The following is a 16,224-nucleotide window of genomic DNA, read 5'->3' as shown; positions in this document are numbered from 1 at the left end:
GCCGGCTGTCAAATCAAGGCTTGCGGTGACTTGATCGGAGACTCAAGTGCATCCATCACAAGCAATTCAATGGTTTGGCCCTGGGCGACCCTGTAAAGACGTACCATGCTCACAAGAGTTCCCCTGCATGCGGCGATTGGCGTCGCGGCCACCCTGCTCGCGTCGTCTTTGACCATCGCGGCCCGTGCCGATGACGCTTCGCCGTGGCAGCGCGACGGACATTCCGCGGTGCGGCTATTGGCGGGATCGCGCAGCGGCGCGGTCCTGCTCGGCGGTATCGCGTTCCAGCTCCAGCCCGGATGGAAGACCTACTGGCGTACACCCGGCGATTCCGGCGTTCCACCGCGGTTCGACTTCTCGAAGTCCGACAATGTCGAGGCGGTGACGATCATGTGGCCGGCGCCGCTGAAGTTCGACGACGGCGCGGGCGGCCATTCGATCGGTTATCACAACCAGATCGTGCTGCCCTTGCGCATCGTCGCCAAGGCTGCGGACAAGCCGGTGACTTTGCGCGCGGAGATCAACTACGCGGTGTGCGAGAAGCTCTGTATTCCGGTCGAGGCCAACGTCGAGCTCGGCCTCAACAGCGTCGCCTCGACCGAGGATGCGAACTTGCGGGCCGCGCTCGATACCGTGCCCAAGCCCGCCAATATCGGCGACCCCAATCCGCTCACCATCCGCGACGTCAAGCGTGACGGACCCAAGAACGTGGTGGTCGATGTGGTGACGCCGGACAACCGCAACGTCAATCTGTTCGTGGAAGGCCCGACACCGGATTGGGCGCTGCCGATTCCGGCGCCAGTGCAGCACAGCCCGCCCGGGGTGATACGATTTTCCTTCGAACTCGACGGGCTGCCGCCGGGCGCAAAGCCGGATGGCGCAGCGTTGAAGTTCACGCTGGTCGGGCCTGACAAGGCGTACGAGTTCAATACGAATCTGGAGTGATCGCGGCCTGTCGTCCCGGACAAGCGCGCGCAGATCCGAGACCCATAGCCACAGGACGTGTTTCGACGAAGACTCGGAATTGCCAGCTAGCGCAACAACTTCTCCCTGGGATTATGGATCCCCGCCCCTGTGCGCAATTGCGCACCAGGCGAGGACGACAGCGGAGAGATGGGCGGCAGCATACCCCCGCCCAACCGAATCTTAACGAATGGTTGCTAGTCCGCTGGCATGCCGCAGCATGCGGGACGCCTGGGGACCGTTCGACGTGGCCGTGATGGATGCACAACCCGCAACGACCGGACCGGCCGCGCTGATCGCGCGGCTGCGGGCCAAGCTGACGGGCGGATCGAGCGAGGCGTCGCTGACGCGGCGGCTCGCCGGCACCATCTTCGTCATCCGCGTGATCAGCGCGGGGCTCGCCTATGTCTCGCAGGTCCTGCTCGCGCGCTGGATGGGCACGTCCGACTACGGCGTCTATGTTTATGTCTGGACCTGGGTGCTGCTGCTCGGCAGCATGATGGATTTCGGCATCTCGGCTTCCGCGCAAAAAATCATCCCGGAATATCGCGCGAGCGGCGAGCGGGCGCTGCTGCGCGGCTTTCTCTCCGGCAGCCGCTGGCTGACCTTTGCGGTATCCACGCTGGTCTCGATCGCGCTTGCAGGTATCGTCAAGCTGCTGTCGCCCTGGATCGATCCGGCCGAGGAAATGCCGCTCTATATCGGTTGCATGACCCTCCCTGCTTTCGTCGTCGCCAACACCCAGGATGGCATCGCGCGATCGCATGACTGGATGCAGCTCGGCCTGATGCCGCAATTCATTATCCGCCAGGCGCTGATCATCGGCCTCACGGCCGCCGCCTTCCTGCTCGGCTATCATCTCGGCGCGGTCGCCGCGATAGTCGCGAGCGCAGGTGCGGTGTGGATCGCGATGACGGGGCAGATGCTGGTGCTGAATCGCAAGCTCGCTGGTCACATCGAGCCGGGACCGAAAGCCTATGACGTCAAGGGCTGGCTCGCCGTCTCGTTGCCGATCCTGCTGGTCGAGAGCTTCTACCTGCTCTTGTCCTACACCGACGTGCTGGTGCTGCAGCAATTCCGCCCCTCGGACGAGGTCGGCGTCTACTTCGCAGTGGTGAAGACGCTGGCGCTGGTCTCCTTCATCCACTACGCGATGTCGGCGACGACGGCGCATCGCTTCGCGGAATACAATGCGCAGGGCGACAAGGCGCGCCTCTCGGCCTATGTGGCCCATGCCATCAACTGGACGTTCTGGCCGTCGCTGGCCGCGACGATCGTGCTGCTCGCGCTCGGCAAGCCGCTGCTGTGGCTGTTCGGGCCGCAATTCGTGATCGGCTACGACATCATGTTCGTCGCCGCGATCGGGCTCGTGGTGCGCTCCGCGATCGGTCCGGTCGAGCGCCTGCTCAACATGCTCGGCCAGCAGAAGATCTGCGCCCTGGCCTATGCCCTGGCCTTCGTGATGAATGTCGTCCTTTGCATTGCGCTGGTGCCGCACTACGGCGGCCATGGCGCCGCGGCCGCGACCTCGATCTCGCTGAGCTTCGAGACGGTGCTCCTGTTCTGGATCGTGCGGCAGCGGCTCGGCCTGCACGTGCTGGCGTTCGGCGGCCGCACGGCTTAGGTCGTCGCGCCTTCAGCCGCTCTGAAATGCGACGACCGCGGCATCCGCCACCAGCAGCGCGTCGAGCATCTTGCGGCCTGACGTATCCGCCTGCATCAGCGGGTCGGACTTGAACATCGCCTTGAGGTAGCTCGAGACGGCGCGGATGCGCGGCACGAACTGGAGGTCGCTGTGGACGTTGATCCAGACGTCGCGCGTCGTCGACATCTTCTCGTGCAACACTGGGACCAGATCGCTGCGACCAGCCACCGCAAAGCTCGGCAGCAGCACGAGGCCGATGCCGCCGGCCGCGGCGTTCATCTGCGCGATCATGCTGTTGGAGTGAAAGCTGACGGGAGGATTGCGGATGATGTCGTCGAGCCAGCGCACTGAGTCTAGCTGGATCAAATCGTCGATGTAGGTGACGAAGCTGTGGCGCGCGAGGTCCGCGCGCCGTTCGGGCATGCCCTCCCGTGCCAGATAATCCTGTGAGCCGTAGAGGGCGAGCTGAAAGCTGCCGAGCCGCTCCGACGCCATGCCCTGTCCCGGCGGACGGAAGAAGCTCAGGAAGATATCGGCCTCGCGACGATTGACCGAGACCGCCTGCGGCGAGGTCAGGAGCTCGAGGGTGAGATCGGGATAACGTTGCCGCAGCGGTGCGAAGCGAAATGCGAGATAGAGCGAGGCGATACCTTCCATCGTTGCGAGCCGGACGCGGCCCGCCATCCGGCTGCCGCCGCGCTGCACGTCCTGATGCATCGCAATGACGGCGCTCTCGATCCGCTCGGCGTGACAGAGCAGGCGCTCGCCGGCCTCGTTGACACGCAACCCCTGCGGTGAACGCTCGAACAGCGTCGCGCCCAGGGTGCATTCGAGATGCGCGATCCGCCGGCTGATGGTGGATTGGTCGACCCGCAGACGCTTGGCCGCGCTGCCCAGGCTTCCGCCGCGGGCCGCGTGAAGGAATATCTTGAGGTCGTCCCAATCGAGTGAGTTGAACTCCTGCATGCCCCACCAGACAGCAAGCGCTGTGCCAGCGACGTACGGTGGGGCGGATTGTCGCCCTCTGCAAGCCGTCTTGCAGGATTGTCTGTATCGGCGCCCCCGGGGAGCCCACTAGCCTGTCCTGAACCAAGGACAAAGCCATGCTTCCTCGCTTCAAGGCCGCCGCGGTCCATGCCGCGCCGGTGTTTCTCGACCGCTCGGCGACCACAAAGAAGGCAATCTCGCTCATCCGTGAGGCAGCCGCCGCGGGCGCCGAGATCGTGGCATTCTCCGAGACGTTCATTCCCGCATTCCCGGTATGGGCTGCGCTCTGGGCTCCGATCGACAATCACGACCTGTTCGTCCGCATGGCGGACCAGTCTGTGCTGGTCGACGGCCCCGAGATCAAGGCGATCCGCGACGAAGCGCGCGCGCTCGGCGTCGTGGTGTCGATCGGGATCAGCGAGAAGTCAGCGGCGAGCGTCGGTGCCATCTGGAATTCCAACCTCTTGATCGGCGAGGACGGCGAGATCCTCAACCACCACCGCAAGCTGGTGCCGACCTTCTACGAGAAGCTGATCTGGAGCGGCGGCGACGGGGCGGGCCTGCGCGTCGTCGACACCAGGCTCGGCAAGATCGGGCAACTGATCTGCGGCGAGAACACCAACCCGTTGGCACGTTATTCGCTGATGGCGCAGGGTGAGCAACTTCATATTTCGAGCTGGCCGCCGGTTTGGCCGACCCGCCGGCCGGCTGGCGGCGGCAATTACCACATCGCAGCAGCCACCCGGATCCGGGCGAGCGCGCATTGCTTCGAAGCAAAGGTGTTCGGCCTCGTCACCGCAGGTGTGCTCGACAAGGCGGCGCGCGACATGCTGGTGGCGCGCGACGCCTCCGCCGCCGCCGTGCTCGACGCGACACCGCGTGCGGAAACCTTCTTCCTCGATCCGACCGGCGAGCAGATCGGCGAGGCGCTGCGCGACGAGGAAGGCATCCTCTACGCCGAGATCGATCTCAACCGCTGCGTCGAGCCCAAGCAGTTTCATGACGTGGTCGGCTACTACAACCGATTCGACATTTTCGATCTCAGCGTCAACCGCCGCCGGCTCAATCCCGTGTCCTTCACCGGAGGCGCGGCGTCCCAGCCGGACGCGGAGAGCGATCACATCGATGCCGGGTCGTGAGCCCGGCTCCTACCCAACCGCAAATCCACCGGCCGATCCGGCGGTGATGAAACATGGAAGGTGAGTCATGAAGCTTGATCGTCGTCAGATTCTGCTCGGAAGCGCGGGCGCCGCTGCCGGTCTCGTGCTTCCAGGTAGCGCCGCCTGGGCGCAGACGCCGGCCAGCATCGGTACCTTCCCGGACGGCGTCACCGCCGACTCGGTCTTCGTCGGACTGACCATTCCGCTCACCGGCGTTTTCTCCGGTGACGGCGGCGATCTCAAGCTTGGTTACGAGCTTGCGATCTCGGAGATCAACGCGGGCAGTGATGCCTCGAAGAAATGGGGCCTGCAAGGCAAGGGCGTGCTCGGCCGCCAGATCCGCTACAAGGTGTCTGACACCGAGGGCAAACCGAATCTCGACGTACAGAGCGCCACGCAGTTCATCCAGCGCGACAAGGCGATCATGCTCTCAGGTTCGGTATCGAGCGCCAGCGCGATCGCGCTGGAGGAATTGGGCTCGCGCGAAAAGGTGCTGTACATGGTCGGCATCGCCGGCTCCAACGACGTCACCGGCAAGAACTGCCAGCGCTACGGCTTCCGTTCGCAGCAGAACGCCTACATGGCCGCCAAGGCGCTCGCGCCCGTCGTTGCCAAGGCGCTCGGCAAGAACATGAAGACCGCCTTCCTGGTGCCGGACTACACATACGGTCATACGGTGTATGACAGCTTCGCAAAGTTCTCCAAGGAACAGGGCTGGCAGCAGGTCACCAAGGAAGTGGTTCCGCTCGGCACCACCGACTATTCCTCGGCCCTGCTCAACATCGCCAACAGCGGCGCCGACGTGTTCGTCAACATCGCCTTCGGCGCCGATGCGGTCGCCTCGACCAAGCAAGCCGAGCAGTTCGGCGTGCTCAAGAAGATGAAGCTGGTGGTGCCGAACCTGTCCTCGTTCCAGGACAAGGAGCTCGGTGCCGAAATCATGCAGGGCGTCTATGGCACCTGCGACTTCTGGTGGACGCTGTCGGACCGCTATCCGCTCGCGAAAGCCTTCGTCGACGCCTTCGTCGCGAAGAACAAATATCACCCGCGTTGGGGCGCCCATATCGGATACATGCAGACCTATCTCTGGGCGCTGACTGTCGAGCGGGTGAAGAGTTTCAATCCGGTCGAGGTCATCAAGGCGATGGAAGTCTCGAAGGAGCAGCCCTACGAGACCTCGATCGGCAAGGTCTACTTCCGCGCCGAGGATCACCAGATGGTGCGGCCGATCCCGGTCCTGCGCGGCAAGGCGCCGGCGGCGATGAAGGGGCCCGAGGACTATTACGAGATCGTCGACGTCGCCGAAGGCGAGAGCGTGATGAATCCGCCGGACCTGTTCGGCTGCAAGCTCGGCCCCCTTACCTGAGCCGCCCGGATGCCAAGCTGGCCCGCCCTCGCCTCGCAGGCCTTCAACGGCCTCGCCCTCGGATCGCTGCTGGCGCTCGTCAGCAGCGGCCTGACGATCATCCTGGGCACGCTCGGTGTCCTGAACTTCGCCCACGGCGCGTTGTTCGCCGTGGGTGCCTATGCCGCCTTCGTCATGCTGCAATACACCCAGTCGTTCCTGCTGGCGATCGCGGTCGGCTGCGGCTTCATGCTGGTTCTCGGCTTCATGCTCGAGCGTCTGATCATCCGCTTCTTCTACGGGCGGCCGCATGAAGACCAGATCCTCGTCACCTACGGCATCGGCATCGTGCTCGTGGAGTGCATGCGCGCCGTCTTCGGCGGCAACGCGCAGCGCGTGCCGACGCCGTCATGGGGACAGGGCGCAACGCAGCTCGGCTTCCTGATCTATCCGACCTACCGTCTCCAGCTCATCGCCATCATCGCAACGCTGCTGGTCGGCCTCTATCTCGTGCTCTACCGCACTTCGATGGGTCTCGTGGTTCGCGCCGGAATCGAGAACCCCGGCATGGTCGGCATCCTCGGCATCAATCTGCGGCGCACCTTTCTGCTGGTGTTCGCGATCGGTGTCGTCGCGGTCGGTCTCGCCGGCATGCTGTACGCGCCGGTCGTCGCGGTGACACCGGACATGGGTGCGAATTTCATGGCGCAGTCCTTCGTCGTGATCGTGCTCGGCGGCCTCGGCTCATTCCCGGGCGCCGTGGTCGGCGGGCTGATCGCCGGCGAGATCATCAGCCTCACCAGCGCGTTCAACTCCTCCTATTCGGAAGTGATGCTCTACGCGCTGATGGCGCTGCTCCTGGTATTGCGCCCGCAGGGCCTGTTCGGCTCGGAAGGACGGGTATGAACAAGTCGCGATCGGACGGGCTGCGGAGCCACATTCCGGAGCTCGCGATTCTTGCCACGCTGATTGCGGCACCGGTGGTGCTGCCCCATCTCGGCTTCTCCGTCGACCTGCTGACGCGGGTGCTGAACTGGGGACTGATCGGGCTCGGCTTCGACATCCTGTTTGGCCTCGCCGGCCTCCTGTCATTCGGCCAGGCCGCGTTCTACGGCGTCGGCGGCTTCGTCACGGCATATCTGCTGGTCTCCGGCACGCTGAGCAGCGTGTGGCTGGCGCTCGCCGCCGGCACAATATCGGCCGGCGCATTCGGGCTGGTCGTCGGCTGGCTCGCGGTGCGCCGCATCGGCATCTACTTCACGATGATCACGCTGGCGTTCGGCCAGATGGCCTATTTCATCGAGAACTCGCCGCTGTCGCACTACACGGGTGGCGAAAACGGCATTCCGGGGGTGCCGGTTCCCGTGCTCGGCTTCGGCGAGCATGCCGTCCGCATCGGCGCAGGTCTGCCGATGTATGTGCTGTTCGCGGTGATCTTTTTCGGTGGCTACGTGCTGGCACGCCGCATCGTCCGCTCTCCCGTGGGCGCGATCCTGCTCGCGATCAAGGAGAACACCGCGCGCGTTGCGATGCTCGGCCACAACGTGCCGGCCTACAAGCTCACAGCCTTCGTCGTCGCCGCGCTCTATGCGGGACTCGCCGGCGGCCTGCTCGGCTCGTTCCAGAGCTACATGCCGCCGGATGCATTCTCGCTGGAGACGTCCGGCCAGCTCGTGGTCCAGACCATCGTCGGCGGCGCCAACACCCTGATCGGACCGCTGGTCGGCGCCGCGGTCTGGCTCTGGCTGCGCGACAATCTCCAACTCATTCCCGGCCTCACCACGCTGTGGAAGCTGGTGCTCGGCATCGCCTTCATTGTGCTGGTCGTCGGCCTGCGCCGCGGCATTTGCGGCGAGATCATCCATTGGTTGACCGAGCGCCGGACCCTTTCCGCACGTCGGGCCGCGGAGGCCGCAACCGAGGCGATCGAGGCCGGCGGCGCTGTGAAAACCGCATCGAGCAGGGGGCGCGACACTGCCCTGCCATTGCCCTCACCCGCCACCGGCGACAGCGACATTGCCCTGGAAGCTTGCGCGCTGGCACGGCACTATGGCGGGCTGAAAGCAGTCGACGGCGTCTCGTTCAAGGTGCGCTGCGGCTCCATTCATGCCGTGATCGGCCCGAACGGCGCCGGCAAGAGTACGCTGTTCAAGATGCTGCTGGACGAGGTCAGCCCGACCTCGGGTCATGTACTGTTGTTCGGATCGCAAGTGACCGGCCACGGCGTCAGCCGGACCGCGCAATTCGGCATCGCCAAGTCCAACCAGTTGAACCAGCTCTTTCCGAATCTCTCGGTGCGGAAGAATTTGCGCATCGCCGCCCTGGCGCGTTGCCGCGGACCGCTGCGGATCGACCTGCTGCGAACGGCCGACAGCCTGCCGGAGGTGGAGGCACAGATCGACGCGATCATGGCGCTGCTCGATCTTACCGCACGCGCCGACACGCCGGCGCACATCCTCGCCTACGGCGAGAAGCGGCGGCTCGAGATCGGCATGGCGTTTGCGACGAGCCCGAAGGTGCTGTTGCTCGACGAGCCCCTTGCCGGCATGAGCCCGTCCGAACGCGCCGCGACCTGCACACTCATCCGCGACATCGCCCGGACCTGCACCATCGTCATCGTCGAGCACGACCTCGACGCGATCTTCGGCCTCGCCGAGCGCATCACCGTGCTCTACGAAGGCCGCCTGCTCGCCGACGGCACCGCGGACGAGATCCGCGGCAACCAGCAGGTTCAGGACGCTTACCTCGGAGGGCTTCACGCGCATGAGCCTGCTTGAAGTCGACCGCATCAACACGCTCTACGGCGATTCCCATGTCCTGTTCGACCTCTCGATCCGGGTCGAGGAGGGCGAGGTCGTGGCATTGCTCGGTCGCAACGGTGCCGGCAAGACCACGACGCTGCGCTCGATCATGGGCGTGCTCGCCCCGAGGAGTGGCGAGATCCGGCTCGATGGCAAGCCCATCAGCGGTCTCGCTCCATCCGCCATCGCCAACATGGGCGTGCAGCTTGTCCCTGAGGAGCGCGCGATCTTCGGCGGCCTGACGGTAGAGGAAAACCTGCGCATCGCGGCCTTGACCGCACCGAACGCTTGGTCGTTCGAGCGCATCTACGGTGTGTTTCCGCGCCTGAAGGAACGACGCAAGTCTCTCGGGCGAACGTTGTCGGGCGGCGAGCAGCAGATGCTCTCAATCGCCCGCGCGCTGATCCGGGACGCCCGCATCATCCTGCTCGACGAGCCGTTCGAGGGCCTGGCGCCGCTGATCGTGCGCGACCTCGTCGACGTTGCCGCCAGCCTCGCGCGCGAAGGCCGCACCATGATCGTGGTGGAGCAGAATGTCGCCGCAGCGCTGAGCTTCGCCACCCGCGTCTACGGCCTCAACAACGGCCACGTGGTGTTCGAGGGCACCTCCGCCGAGCTTACCGCAAACCCTGACCTGGCACGGGATTTCCTCGGCGTCGGCGCGTGAGCGCGGCGAACGGCTGTTTCGCAAGAGGGCACCGAGTTGGGCGAAACGACTGCCCCTCGCCCCGGCGCGGAAAGATTTTTCTCATTTAGTCCAACGACTTGCATGTCAGGGAAGGTTTATTCTACGTCGTATTGCCGACCTGACGAGATGAACCTAAGATTCCCCTGATATGTTCGATCCACTTTACGTCGCCTCCGGATTCGGCGTCGGCCTGCTCGTCGGGATGACCGGCGTCGGCGGCGGTTCGTTGATGACACCGCTGCTGATCCTGTTGTTCGGCGTCCACCCCGCCACCGCAGTCGGGACCGACCTGCTCTATGCCGCCGCCACCAAGACCGGCGGCAGCGTCGTCCATGGCTGGTCGCGCAGCGTGCACTGGCCGGCGGTACTGCGGCTCGCCTGCGGCAGCATTCCTGCCAGCGCGGTGACGCTGCTGGTGCTGTGGAAGCTCGACCTCAAGAGCGATGCCGAGCGCAGCCTGGTCAATCTGGTGCTGTGCCTTGCGCTGCTGCTGACTGCGACCTCGCTGATTTTTCGCAAGTCGATCATGGACCGCTACCGAAAGCGTCTCGAACAGGTCGACGAGCGCACCACCTTGATTGCGACCGTGATCACCGGCGTCGTGCTGGGCGTGCTGGTCTCGATCTCCTCTGTCGGCGCCGGCGCGGTCGGCGTCACCGTGCTGCTGCTGCTCTATCCGCGCCTGCCGATGGTGACCATCGTCGGCTCCGACATCGCCCATGCGGTGCCGCTGACACTGGTTGCCGGCATCGGACACTGGGCGCTCGGTGACGTCGACTGGGCCCTGATGGGCGTGCTGCTGCTGGGCTCCCTGCCCGGCATCATCATCGGCAGCTTCAGCGCGACGCGCGTACCCGAGACGGTGCTGCGGCTGACGCTTGCCTGCGTACTGTTCGTGGTCGCCGGCAAGATCATGTTTGCGGAACTGAATTTGTCGTCGGCCATCGTGACGGCGCTGGCCTGGAGCCATTGAAGCCGGGACCGGACGACGGAATCGGAGGGTTGGCAAAGCGAAGGCTTGCCCACCATTTCACCTCGCTGGGGGACGCATGGTGGGCATGGCGCAATGCGCCTTTGCCCACCATCCGGTACTGCATCGTCGTGCTTACTCTGCGGTCCAGCCGCCGTCGATGGAGAGATTGGTGCCGGTGATCTGCGCGGCATCGTCGCTGCACAGAAACAGCGCGAGCGCCGCGACCTGTTCGGAGGTGACGAACTCCTTGGTGGGCTGCGCGTCGAGCAGCACGTCGTTGATGACCTGCTCGCGTGTCAGATTGCGCGCCTTCATCGTGTCGGGGATCTGCTTTTCGACCAGCGGCGTCCAGACATAACCGGGGCTGATGCAATTGCAGGTGATCTTGTGGGTCGCGACCTCCAGCGCCACGGTCTTGGTGAGACCGGCGATGCCGTGCTTGGCCGAGACGTAGGCCGACTTGAAGGGCGAGGCGACCAGCGAATGCGCGGATGCCGTGTTGATGATGCGGCCCCAGCCCTTCTTCTTCATGCCGGGGACGGCGGCACGGATGGCATGGAAGGCCGAGGACAGGTTGATCGCGATGATCTGGTCCCACTTCTCCGGCGGAAACTCCTCGATCGGCGAGACGAACTGGATGCCGGCGTTGTTGACCAGGATGTCGACCGAGCCGAACGTCTTCTCGCCGAGCGCGATCATGCCGGCGATCTCGGCGGGCTTGGTCATGTCGGCAGGCGAGTAGATCGCCTTGACCTTGAAGTCGGACTCGATCTTGGCGCGTTCCTTCTCGATGTCCTCGGCCGAGCCGAAGCCGTTGATGACGACATTGGCACCGGCGGCGGCGAAGGCGCGCGCGTAAGCGAGCCCGATGCCGCTGGTCGATCCGGTCACGACGGCGTTCTTGCCTGACAGACTACCCATTCTATTCGCTCCTTTTTGCCGGGGGCGCGGAGACGTCCCCCGTGAGATCGTAGGTCACCATGGTCTCGCCGGACTGCGGCCGCTCGAGCCAGTCCCTGTGGCGCATCGACAGATGCACGTCGCGCACGCCGGCTTCCCAATGCTCGACCATGGCAACATGCGAGAAGTCGTAATCCTTGGACGAGGATTCGTAGTTCTTGCTGCGGTAGATCAGATGCACCACCGTGACGGTGCTTTCGCGCGACACTTTCGCCAGGAATTCGACCGAAGGATCGTTCTTGAGATAGTCCGGCAATTTGCCGATGAGGTCGCGCACGGCCCGGCGGGCGTTGTGCAGCTGCTTGTTCTTGTCGGTGTTCATCCGCGTGCGGCTGGAATAGCGAATGTCCTTCTCGCGCTCGGCCGCCTCCAGCAGCGAGTTCGGCAGATCGCCGCGCGCGGAAAACAGGTCGACCTGGAAGATCAGCATGTCGCGGTCGAGCTCGGTATCGAGCACGTAGTCGAGCGGGGTATTGGAGGCGATGCCGCCGTCCCAATAATGCTCGCCGTCGATGACGACGGACGGAAAGCCCGGCGGCAACGCACCAGAGGCCATGATGTGCTCGGGGCCGATGGTCTTGCCGAGCTTCTTGAACTCGTAATTATCGAAATACTTGAAATTGCCCGAGGTGACGCCGACCGCGCCGACCGACAGCCGCGTCTTCAGATCGTTGATGCGGTCGAAATCGACGAGACGCTCCAGCGTCTTCTTGAGCGGCGAGGTGTCGTAATAGCTTTCCGCTTCGGGATGCCCAGGCGGCCAGAGCGGCGCCGGCGGAATGCGCGGGGTGAAGAAGCCGGGCACGCCGAAGGTCGCAATCAGCGCAGCACTGGTCGAATTGAACAGTTCGCGGCTGTGGTCGCTCTTGCCGAGAGGCTTCCACGGCACGGGTGCCGAGACCATCTCCCAGAATTCCTTGAGCCGCTTGACCCGCGTCTGCCCCTCATTGCCGGCGATGATGGCGGCGTTGACCGCGCCGATGGAGATGCCGGCCACCCATTCCGGCTCGAAGCCGTAGCCGCACAGCGCCTGATAGGCGCCGGCCTGGTAAGAGCCGAGCGCGCCGCCGCCCTGGAGGACCAGGACGCGTTGCGCATTCGTCGGGATCGTTGCAATGGCGGGACTATGATCTGTCATTCGGGAACAATAGCAAAAGGCTGGTCACCGTGGCGACACCCCGCCGCGGCGTCAATGCATCCCGGGATCAAGTCTTGCTTATCGAGGCTCCGTCGAGGCCAGGATCATGGTCCAGAACACCTTGTATTTGGTGCCGGGAGCATAGCTCGCCGCAATGCCCAATTTTGTGACACCGCCCTTGAGCATGTTGGCGCGGTGAGGCGGCGAGTCGCGCCAGCCGGAAAACGCTTCCGCCAGCGTATGATAGCCGGCCGAAACGTTCTCGACTGCCACGGTCGCGGGATACCCGCCGGTGGCCAGACGCTTGGCCAGCGGCGCGCGGACGTCGTGGTCCATCTTGTTGGCCGCCGCCATCGCACCCGACTGGGACTCGGCGAGCCGCATCAGATCAGGATCGATCATGACGGTGCCGAGCCCGTTGTTCTGTCGGTATTGCGAGATCATCACGGCAGCCGCCTGCGCATCGAGCTTGGAGCCCGGGACCGCCATGTCGGCATACATGGACGGCTGCTGGACCGGTGCTTCGTTGCCGGCGCAGCCGGCGAGCAGCAAAGTGATGAGAATTGCGGCCGCAGCGCGCATGAATCGAGGCCCCCAAATGAGGGGCCGTTGTTGCATACCAACCGTGGCTGAAAGGTGAATTTTGAAGAAAATCGGCGCGGGTCGTTCCGGGCGATGCGAAGCATCGAACCCGGAATATCGCTCCATGAGACTCTCGGTCCGCGCTGACGCGCGCCCCGGAATGCCGGGTGCCTTAACCCGCAAATATCCGGTAGCGGCGGGGCTCAAGGCCGATGGTGTCGCCGGCGCGCAGTTCCCTATCACGGGGGGCGTCGATCTCGATGGTTTCACCGCCCGAGAGCGCGACCTCGGCCCGCTGCACGGGGCCGAAATTGCGGACATGCCGGACCGCGCCCTCGAAGGCGCCGCTGCCGGGCGGGCCGACCAGCATGTCATGTCGCCGCACGAACAGCCTCGACGCGCCAGGCGCAAGCCCGTCTGCGGCAAGCCGAAGCGGCCGGCCGCCGAGCGTGATAGCACCACCCACGACCTCAACCGGCAGCTCGATGGATTCACCGATGAAGCCGTGGACGAAGGCGGTCGCGGGACTTTCATAGACGTCATCGGGCGAGCCGATCTGCTCGATCCGGCCCTTGTCCAGCACCACGACGCGGTTGGCGACTTCCAGCGCCTCCTCCTGGTCGTGGGTAACGAAGATCGAGGTGACGTTGATCTCGTGATGCAGCGCACGCAGCCACCTTCGCAGCTCCTTGCGCACCTTGGCATCGAGTGCGCCGAAGGGCTCGTCGAGCAGCAGGATGCGCGGCTCGATCGCGAGCGCGCGGGCGAGCGCGATGCGCTGGCGCTGGCCGCCGGAGAGCTGGTTCGGATAGCGCTCGGCGAGCCAGTCGAGTTGCACGAGATCGAGCAGTTCCTTGACGCGCGCGCGAATGGTCGCTTCATCCTTCCGGATCGCACGCGGCTGCACGCGCAAGCCGAAGGCGACGTTCTCGAACACGCTCATGTGGCGAAACAGCGCGTAGTGCTGAAACACGAAGCCGACATGCCGCTCGCGCGCGCCCTGCGCCAGCGCGTCCTCGCCATTGATGAAGAGCTCGCCGGAATCGGGCCAGTCGAGCCCGGCGACGATCCGCAGCAGCGTGGTCTTGCCGGAGCCGGACGGACCGAGCAACGCCACCAACTCGCCGCTGTCGACCTTGAGATCGACGCCGTCGAGGGCTTTGAAGCTGCCGAACGACTTGACGAGATTCCTGACTTCAATGGTCATTCGGGTCTTGCCCTTCGTCCAGACGGCGTTCGAGAACAGTTTTCACGATCAGCGTGATCAGCGCCAGCATCGCCAGCAGCGAGGCGATCGCGAAGGCGGCGACGAACTGGTACTCGTTGTAGAGAATTTCGACAAGCAGCGGCATCGTGTTGGTCTCGCCGCGAATGTGGCCTGAAACCACGGAGACGGCACCAAACTCGCCCATCGCGCGGGCGTTGCAGAGCAGGACGCCGTAGAGCACGCCCCATTTGATGTTGGGCAGCGTGACGCGGAAGAAGGTCTGGAATCCCGAGGCGCCCAGCGAGATCGCGGCCTCCTCCTCCTGCGTGCCCTGCTCCTGCATCAGGGGGATCAGCGCACGGGCCACGAAGGGAAAGGTGACGAAGGTGGTGGCGAGCGCAATGCCGGGCACCGCGAACAGGATCTGGATGTCGTGGTCGCGCAGCCAGCTGCCGAAATAGCCCTGTGCGCCGAACAGCAGCACGAAGACGAGGCCCGAGATCACCGGGCTTACGGAGAAAGGCAGGTCGATCAGCGTGATCAGGAACGTCTTGCCCGGGAAATCGAACTTGGCGATGGCCCAGGCCGCGACGAGGCCGAACAGCAGATTGAGGCCTACCGAAATCGCGGCGACCAGCAAGGTCAGCCTGATTGCGGCCAGCGCCTCCGGCTCGGCGAGCGCGGCGAGATAGGCGGCGATGCCTCTCGAGAACGCCTGCGCAAACACGACGACGAGCGGCAGCACGACGAAGACCGTGAGGAAGATCATCGCGAGCGCGATGATGGCGATGCGCACCGCGCGCGGCTCGGTACGCAGATTGTCCCGAGCTGCCGCCGCCTGCGCACGCGCCTTCGCGTCGGAGGCCGAGAGCGATATGGAATCTGCGATCTGCATCGTCATGATCCGCCCTCAGCGCGCCGGGATCCGGCTTTGCGCCCAACGCTGCAGCCGGTTGACGGCGAAGATGATGACGAAGGAGACGACGAGCATGACCACCGCGATCGCGGTCGCATCGGCGTAGCGGAACTCGGAGAGCCGGATCACGATCAGGAGCGGCGCGATCTCGGAGACGTTGGGCAGATTGCCGGCAATGAAGATCACCGAGCCGTATTCGCCGACCGCGCGGGCGAAGGCGAGCGCGAGGCCGGTGAGCAGCGCCGGAGCCAGCGAAGGCAGGATCACGCGGATGATGGTCTGCCAGCGGCTGGCGCCAAGGCTGCCGGCAGCTTCCTCGATCTCGGGGTCGAGATCCTGGAGCACCGGCTGCACCGTGCGCACCACGAAGGGAATACCGATGAAGATCATGGCGACGAAGATGCCGAGCGGCGTGAACGCCACCTTGAGGCCGAGCGCGGCGAGCGGCGCGCCCAGCCAGCCTTTCTCCGCGAACAGCGCAGTCAGGGCCACGCCGGCGACCGCCGTCGGCAACGCGAACGGCACATCCACGATGGCGTCGAACAGCCGCCGGCCCGGGAAGCGGTAGCGCACCAGCGCCCAGACGATGATGCTGCCCATGACGAGATTGACGCAGGCCGCCGCAAAGGCGAGGCCGAACGAGACGCGGAGCGCGTTCAGGGTGCGTCGGCTGGAAAGGATATTCCAGAACTGCTCGGGGCTGAGTTCGAGCGATTTCAGGAACAGGCCGGCGAGCGGAATCAGGATGATCACGGACAGCCAGGTCAGCGTCAGTCCCATGGTGAGACCGAAGCCCGGCAATGTCCGGCGTCGTGCTGCAACTGCGCTCACCAGGCCCCCCCGCAAAAGCCTCCTAAGA

At 64.8% G+C, this 16,224-nt stretch carries 15 protein-coding genes; 8 read left to right on the top strand and 7 right to left on the bottom strand.

Annotated elements, in window-relative coordinates:
* Nucleotides 1–105 precede the first annotated feature (105 nt).
* On the top strand, nt 106–945 hold the full coding sequence (locus ACYCVF_RS32780; protein WP_459603768.1) for a protein-disulfide reductase DsbD domain-containing protein: 840 nt from the start codon (nt 106–108) through the stop codon (nt 943–945).
* 265 nt (nt 946–1,210) lie between these two features.
* Nucleotides 1,211–2,587 carry a flippase gene (locus ACYCVF_RS32775; RefSeq protein WP_459603858.1) on the top strand — a complete coding sequence of 459 codons (1,377 nt, stop codon included), beginning with the start codon at nt 1,211–1,213 and terminating at the stop codon, nt 2,585–2,587.
* 12 nt (nt 2,588–2,599) lie between these two features.
* On the opposite strand, the gene ACYCVF_RS32770 is transcribed toward ACYCVF_RS32775, so the two are convergent.
* The gene (locus ACYCVF_RS32770) at nt 2,600–3,574 is read right to left on the bottom strand and encodes a LysR family transcriptional regulator (protein WP_459603767.1); all 975 of its coding nucleotides are present in this window, start codon (nt 3,572–3,574) and stop codon (nt 2,600–2,602) included.
* A 137-nt stretch (nt 3,575–3,711) separates the two neighbouring features.
* Here ACYCVF_RS32770 and ACYCVF_RS32765 point away from each other — a divergent pair, with 137 nt between their 5' ends.
* The 6 genes from ACYCVF_RS32765 to ACYCVF_RS32740 all read left to right on the top strand — a co-directional run bounded on the left by ACYCVF_RS32765 (nt 3,712) and on the right by ACYCVF_RS32740 (nt 10,562).
* Nucleotides 3,712–4,734: a carbon-nitrogen hydrolase family protein gene (locus ACYCVF_RS32765; RefSeq protein ID WP_459603766.1), complete on the top strand. Its 1,023-nt coding sequence runs from the start codon at nt 3,712–3,714 to the stop codon at nt 4,732–4,734.
* 67 nt (nt 4,735–4,801) lie between these two features.
* The gene (locus ACYCVF_RS32760; protein WP_459603765.1) at nt 4,802–6,121 is read left to right on the top strand and encodes a substrate-binding protein; all 1,320 of its coding nucleotides are present in this window, start codon (nt 4,802–4,804) and stop codon (nt 6,119–6,121) included.
* 9 nt (nt 6,122–6,130) lie between these two features.
* Nucleotides 6,131–7,006, top strand: coding sequence for a branched-chain amino acid ABC transporter permease (locus ACYCVF_RS32755; RefSeq protein WP_459603764.1), 876 nt, complete (start codon nt 6,131–6,133; stop codon nt 7,004–7,006).
* Nucleotides 7,003–8,877 (top strand): branched-chain amino acid ABC transporter ATP-binding protein/permease, encoded by a 1,875-nt coding sequence (locus ACYCVF_RS32750; RefSeq protein ID WP_459607033.1) that lies wholly within the window; start codon nt 7,003–7,005, stop codon nt 8,875–8,877. The genes ACYCVF_RS32755 and ACYCVF_RS32750 overlap by 4 nt, the downstream gene beginning before the upstream one ends.
* Nucleotides 8,864–9,568, top strand: a complete 705-nt coding sequence (locus ACYCVF_RS32745) for an ABC transporter ATP-binding protein (protein ID WP_459603762.1) — start codon at nt 8,864–8,866, stop codon at nt 9,566–9,568. Before ACYCVF_RS32750 ends, ACYCVF_RS32745 begins: the two co-directional genes overlap by 14 nt.
* A 169-nt stretch (nt 9,569–9,737) precedes the next feature.
* On the top strand, nt 9,738–10,562 hold the full coding sequence (locus tag ACYCVF_RS32740) for a sulfite exporter TauE/SafE family protein (RefSeq protein WP_459603761.1): 825 nt from the start codon (nt 9,738–9,740) through the stop codon (nt 10,560–10,562).
* A gap of 132 nt (nt 10,563–10,694) precedes the next feature.
* Here ACYCVF_RS32740 and ACYCVF_RS32735 read toward each other — a convergent pair whose 3' ends face one another.
* The 6 genes from ACYCVF_RS32735 to cysT form a co-directional block, all read right to left on the bottom strand.
* Nucleotides 10,695–11,483, bottom strand: a complete 789-nt coding sequence (locus ACYCVF_RS32735) for a 3-hydroxybutyrate dehydrogenase (RefSeq protein ID WP_061025180.1) — start codon at nt 11,481–11,483, stop codon at nt 10,695–10,697.
* 1 nt (nt 11,484) lies between these two features.
* Nucleotides 11,485–12,660 (bottom strand): DUF3734 domain-containing protein, encoded by a 1,176-nt coding sequence (locus tag ACYCVF_RS32730; protein WP_459603760.1) that lies wholly within the window; start codon nt 12,658–12,660, stop codon nt 11,485–11,487.
* Nucleotides 12,661–12,738: 78 nt separating this feature from the next.
* Nucleotides 12,739–13,242: a CAP domain-containing protein gene (locus ACYCVF_RS32725; RefSeq protein ID WP_459603759.1), complete on the bottom strand. Its 504-nt coding sequence runs from the start codon at nt 13,240–13,242 to the stop codon at nt 12,739–12,741.
* Between the two features lie 172 nt (nt 13,243–13,414).
* Entirely contained in the window at nt 13,415–14,449 is a 1,035-nt protein-coding gene (locus ACYCVF_RS32720; RefSeq protein ID WP_459603758.1) for a sulfate/molybdate ABC transporter ATP-binding protein, read from the bottom strand.
* Entirely contained in the window at nt 14,439–15,350 is a 912-nt protein-coding gene (cysW, locus tag ACYCVF_RS32715) for a sulfate ABC transporter permease subunit CysW (protein WP_459603757.1), read from the bottom strand. The genes ACYCVF_RS32720 and cysW overlap by 11 nt, the downstream gene beginning before the upstream one ends.
* 9 nt (nt 15,351–15,359) lie before the next feature.
* Complete coding sequence (cysT, locus tag ACYCVF_RS32710) at nt 15,360–16,196, bottom strand: sulfate ABC transporter permease subunit CysT (protein WP_271529753.1); 837 nt, start codon at nt 16,194–16,196, stop codon at nt 15,360–15,362.
* Nucleotides 16,197–16,224 lie beyond the last annotated feature (28 nt).

Source organism: Bradyrhizobium cedriense, assembly GCF_054602315.1.
Note: the sequence above shows the minus strand (reverse complement) of the source record. Positions and strands in the feature narration are given on the sequence as shown.

Excerpts from the sequence above, each read along its gene's own strand:
- ACYCVF_RS32760 (WP_459603765.1), top strand. The coding sequence starts at position 4,802 with ATGAAGCTTGATCGTCGTCAGATTCTGCTCGGAAGCGCGGGCGCCGCT.
- ACYCVF_RS32755 (WP_459603764.1), top strand. The coding sequence starts at position 6,131 with ATGCCAAGCTGGCCCGCCCTCGCCTCGCAGGCCTTCAACGGCCTCGCC.
- ACYCVF_RS32770 (WP_459603767.1), bottom strand. The coding sequence starts at position 3,574 with ATGCAGGAGTTCAACTCACTCGATTGGGACGACCTCAAGATATTCCTT.
- ACYCVF_RS32725 (WP_459603759.1), bottom strand. The coding sequence starts at position 13,242 with ATGCGCGCTGCGGCCGCAATTCTCATCACTTTGCTGCTCGCCGGCTGC.
- ACYCVF_RS32765 (WP_459603766.1), top strand. The coding sequence starts at position 3,712 with ATGCTTCCTCGCTTCAAGGCCGCCGCGGTCCATGCCGCGCCGGTGTTT.
- ACYCVF_RS32780 (WP_459603768.1), top strand. The coding sequence starts at position 106 with ATGCTCACAAGAGTTCCCCTGCATGCGGCGATTGGCGTCGCGGCCACC.
- ACYCVF_RS32750 (WP_459607033.1), top strand. The coding sequence starts at position 7,003 with ATGAACAAGTCGCGATCGGACGGGCTGCGGAGCCACATTCCGGAGCTC.
- ACYCVF_RS32745 (WP_459603762.1), top strand. The coding sequence starts at position 8,864 with ATGAGCCTGCTTGAAGTCGACCGCATCAACACGCTCTACGGCGATTCC.
- ACYCVF_RS32740 (WP_459603761.1), top strand. The coding sequence starts at position 9,738 with ATGTTCGATCCACTTTACGTCGCCTCCGGATTCGGCGTCGGCCTGCTC.
- ACYCVF_RS32735 (WP_061025180.1), bottom strand. The coding sequence starts at position 11,483 with ATGGGTAGTCTGTCAGGCAAGAACGCCGTCGTGACCGGATCGACCAGC.
- ACYCVF_RS32730 (WP_459603760.1), bottom strand. The coding sequence starts at position 12,660 with ATGACAGATCATAGTCCCGCCATTGCAACGATCCCGACGAATGCGCAA.
- cysW (WP_459603757.1), bottom strand. The coding sequence starts at position 15,350 with ATGACGATGCAGATCGCAGATTCCATATCGCTCTCGGCCTCCGACGCG.
- ACYCVF_RS32720 (WP_459603758.1), bottom strand. The coding sequence starts at position 14,449 with ATGACCATTGAAGTCAGGAATCTCGTCAAGTCGTTCGGCAGCTTCAAA.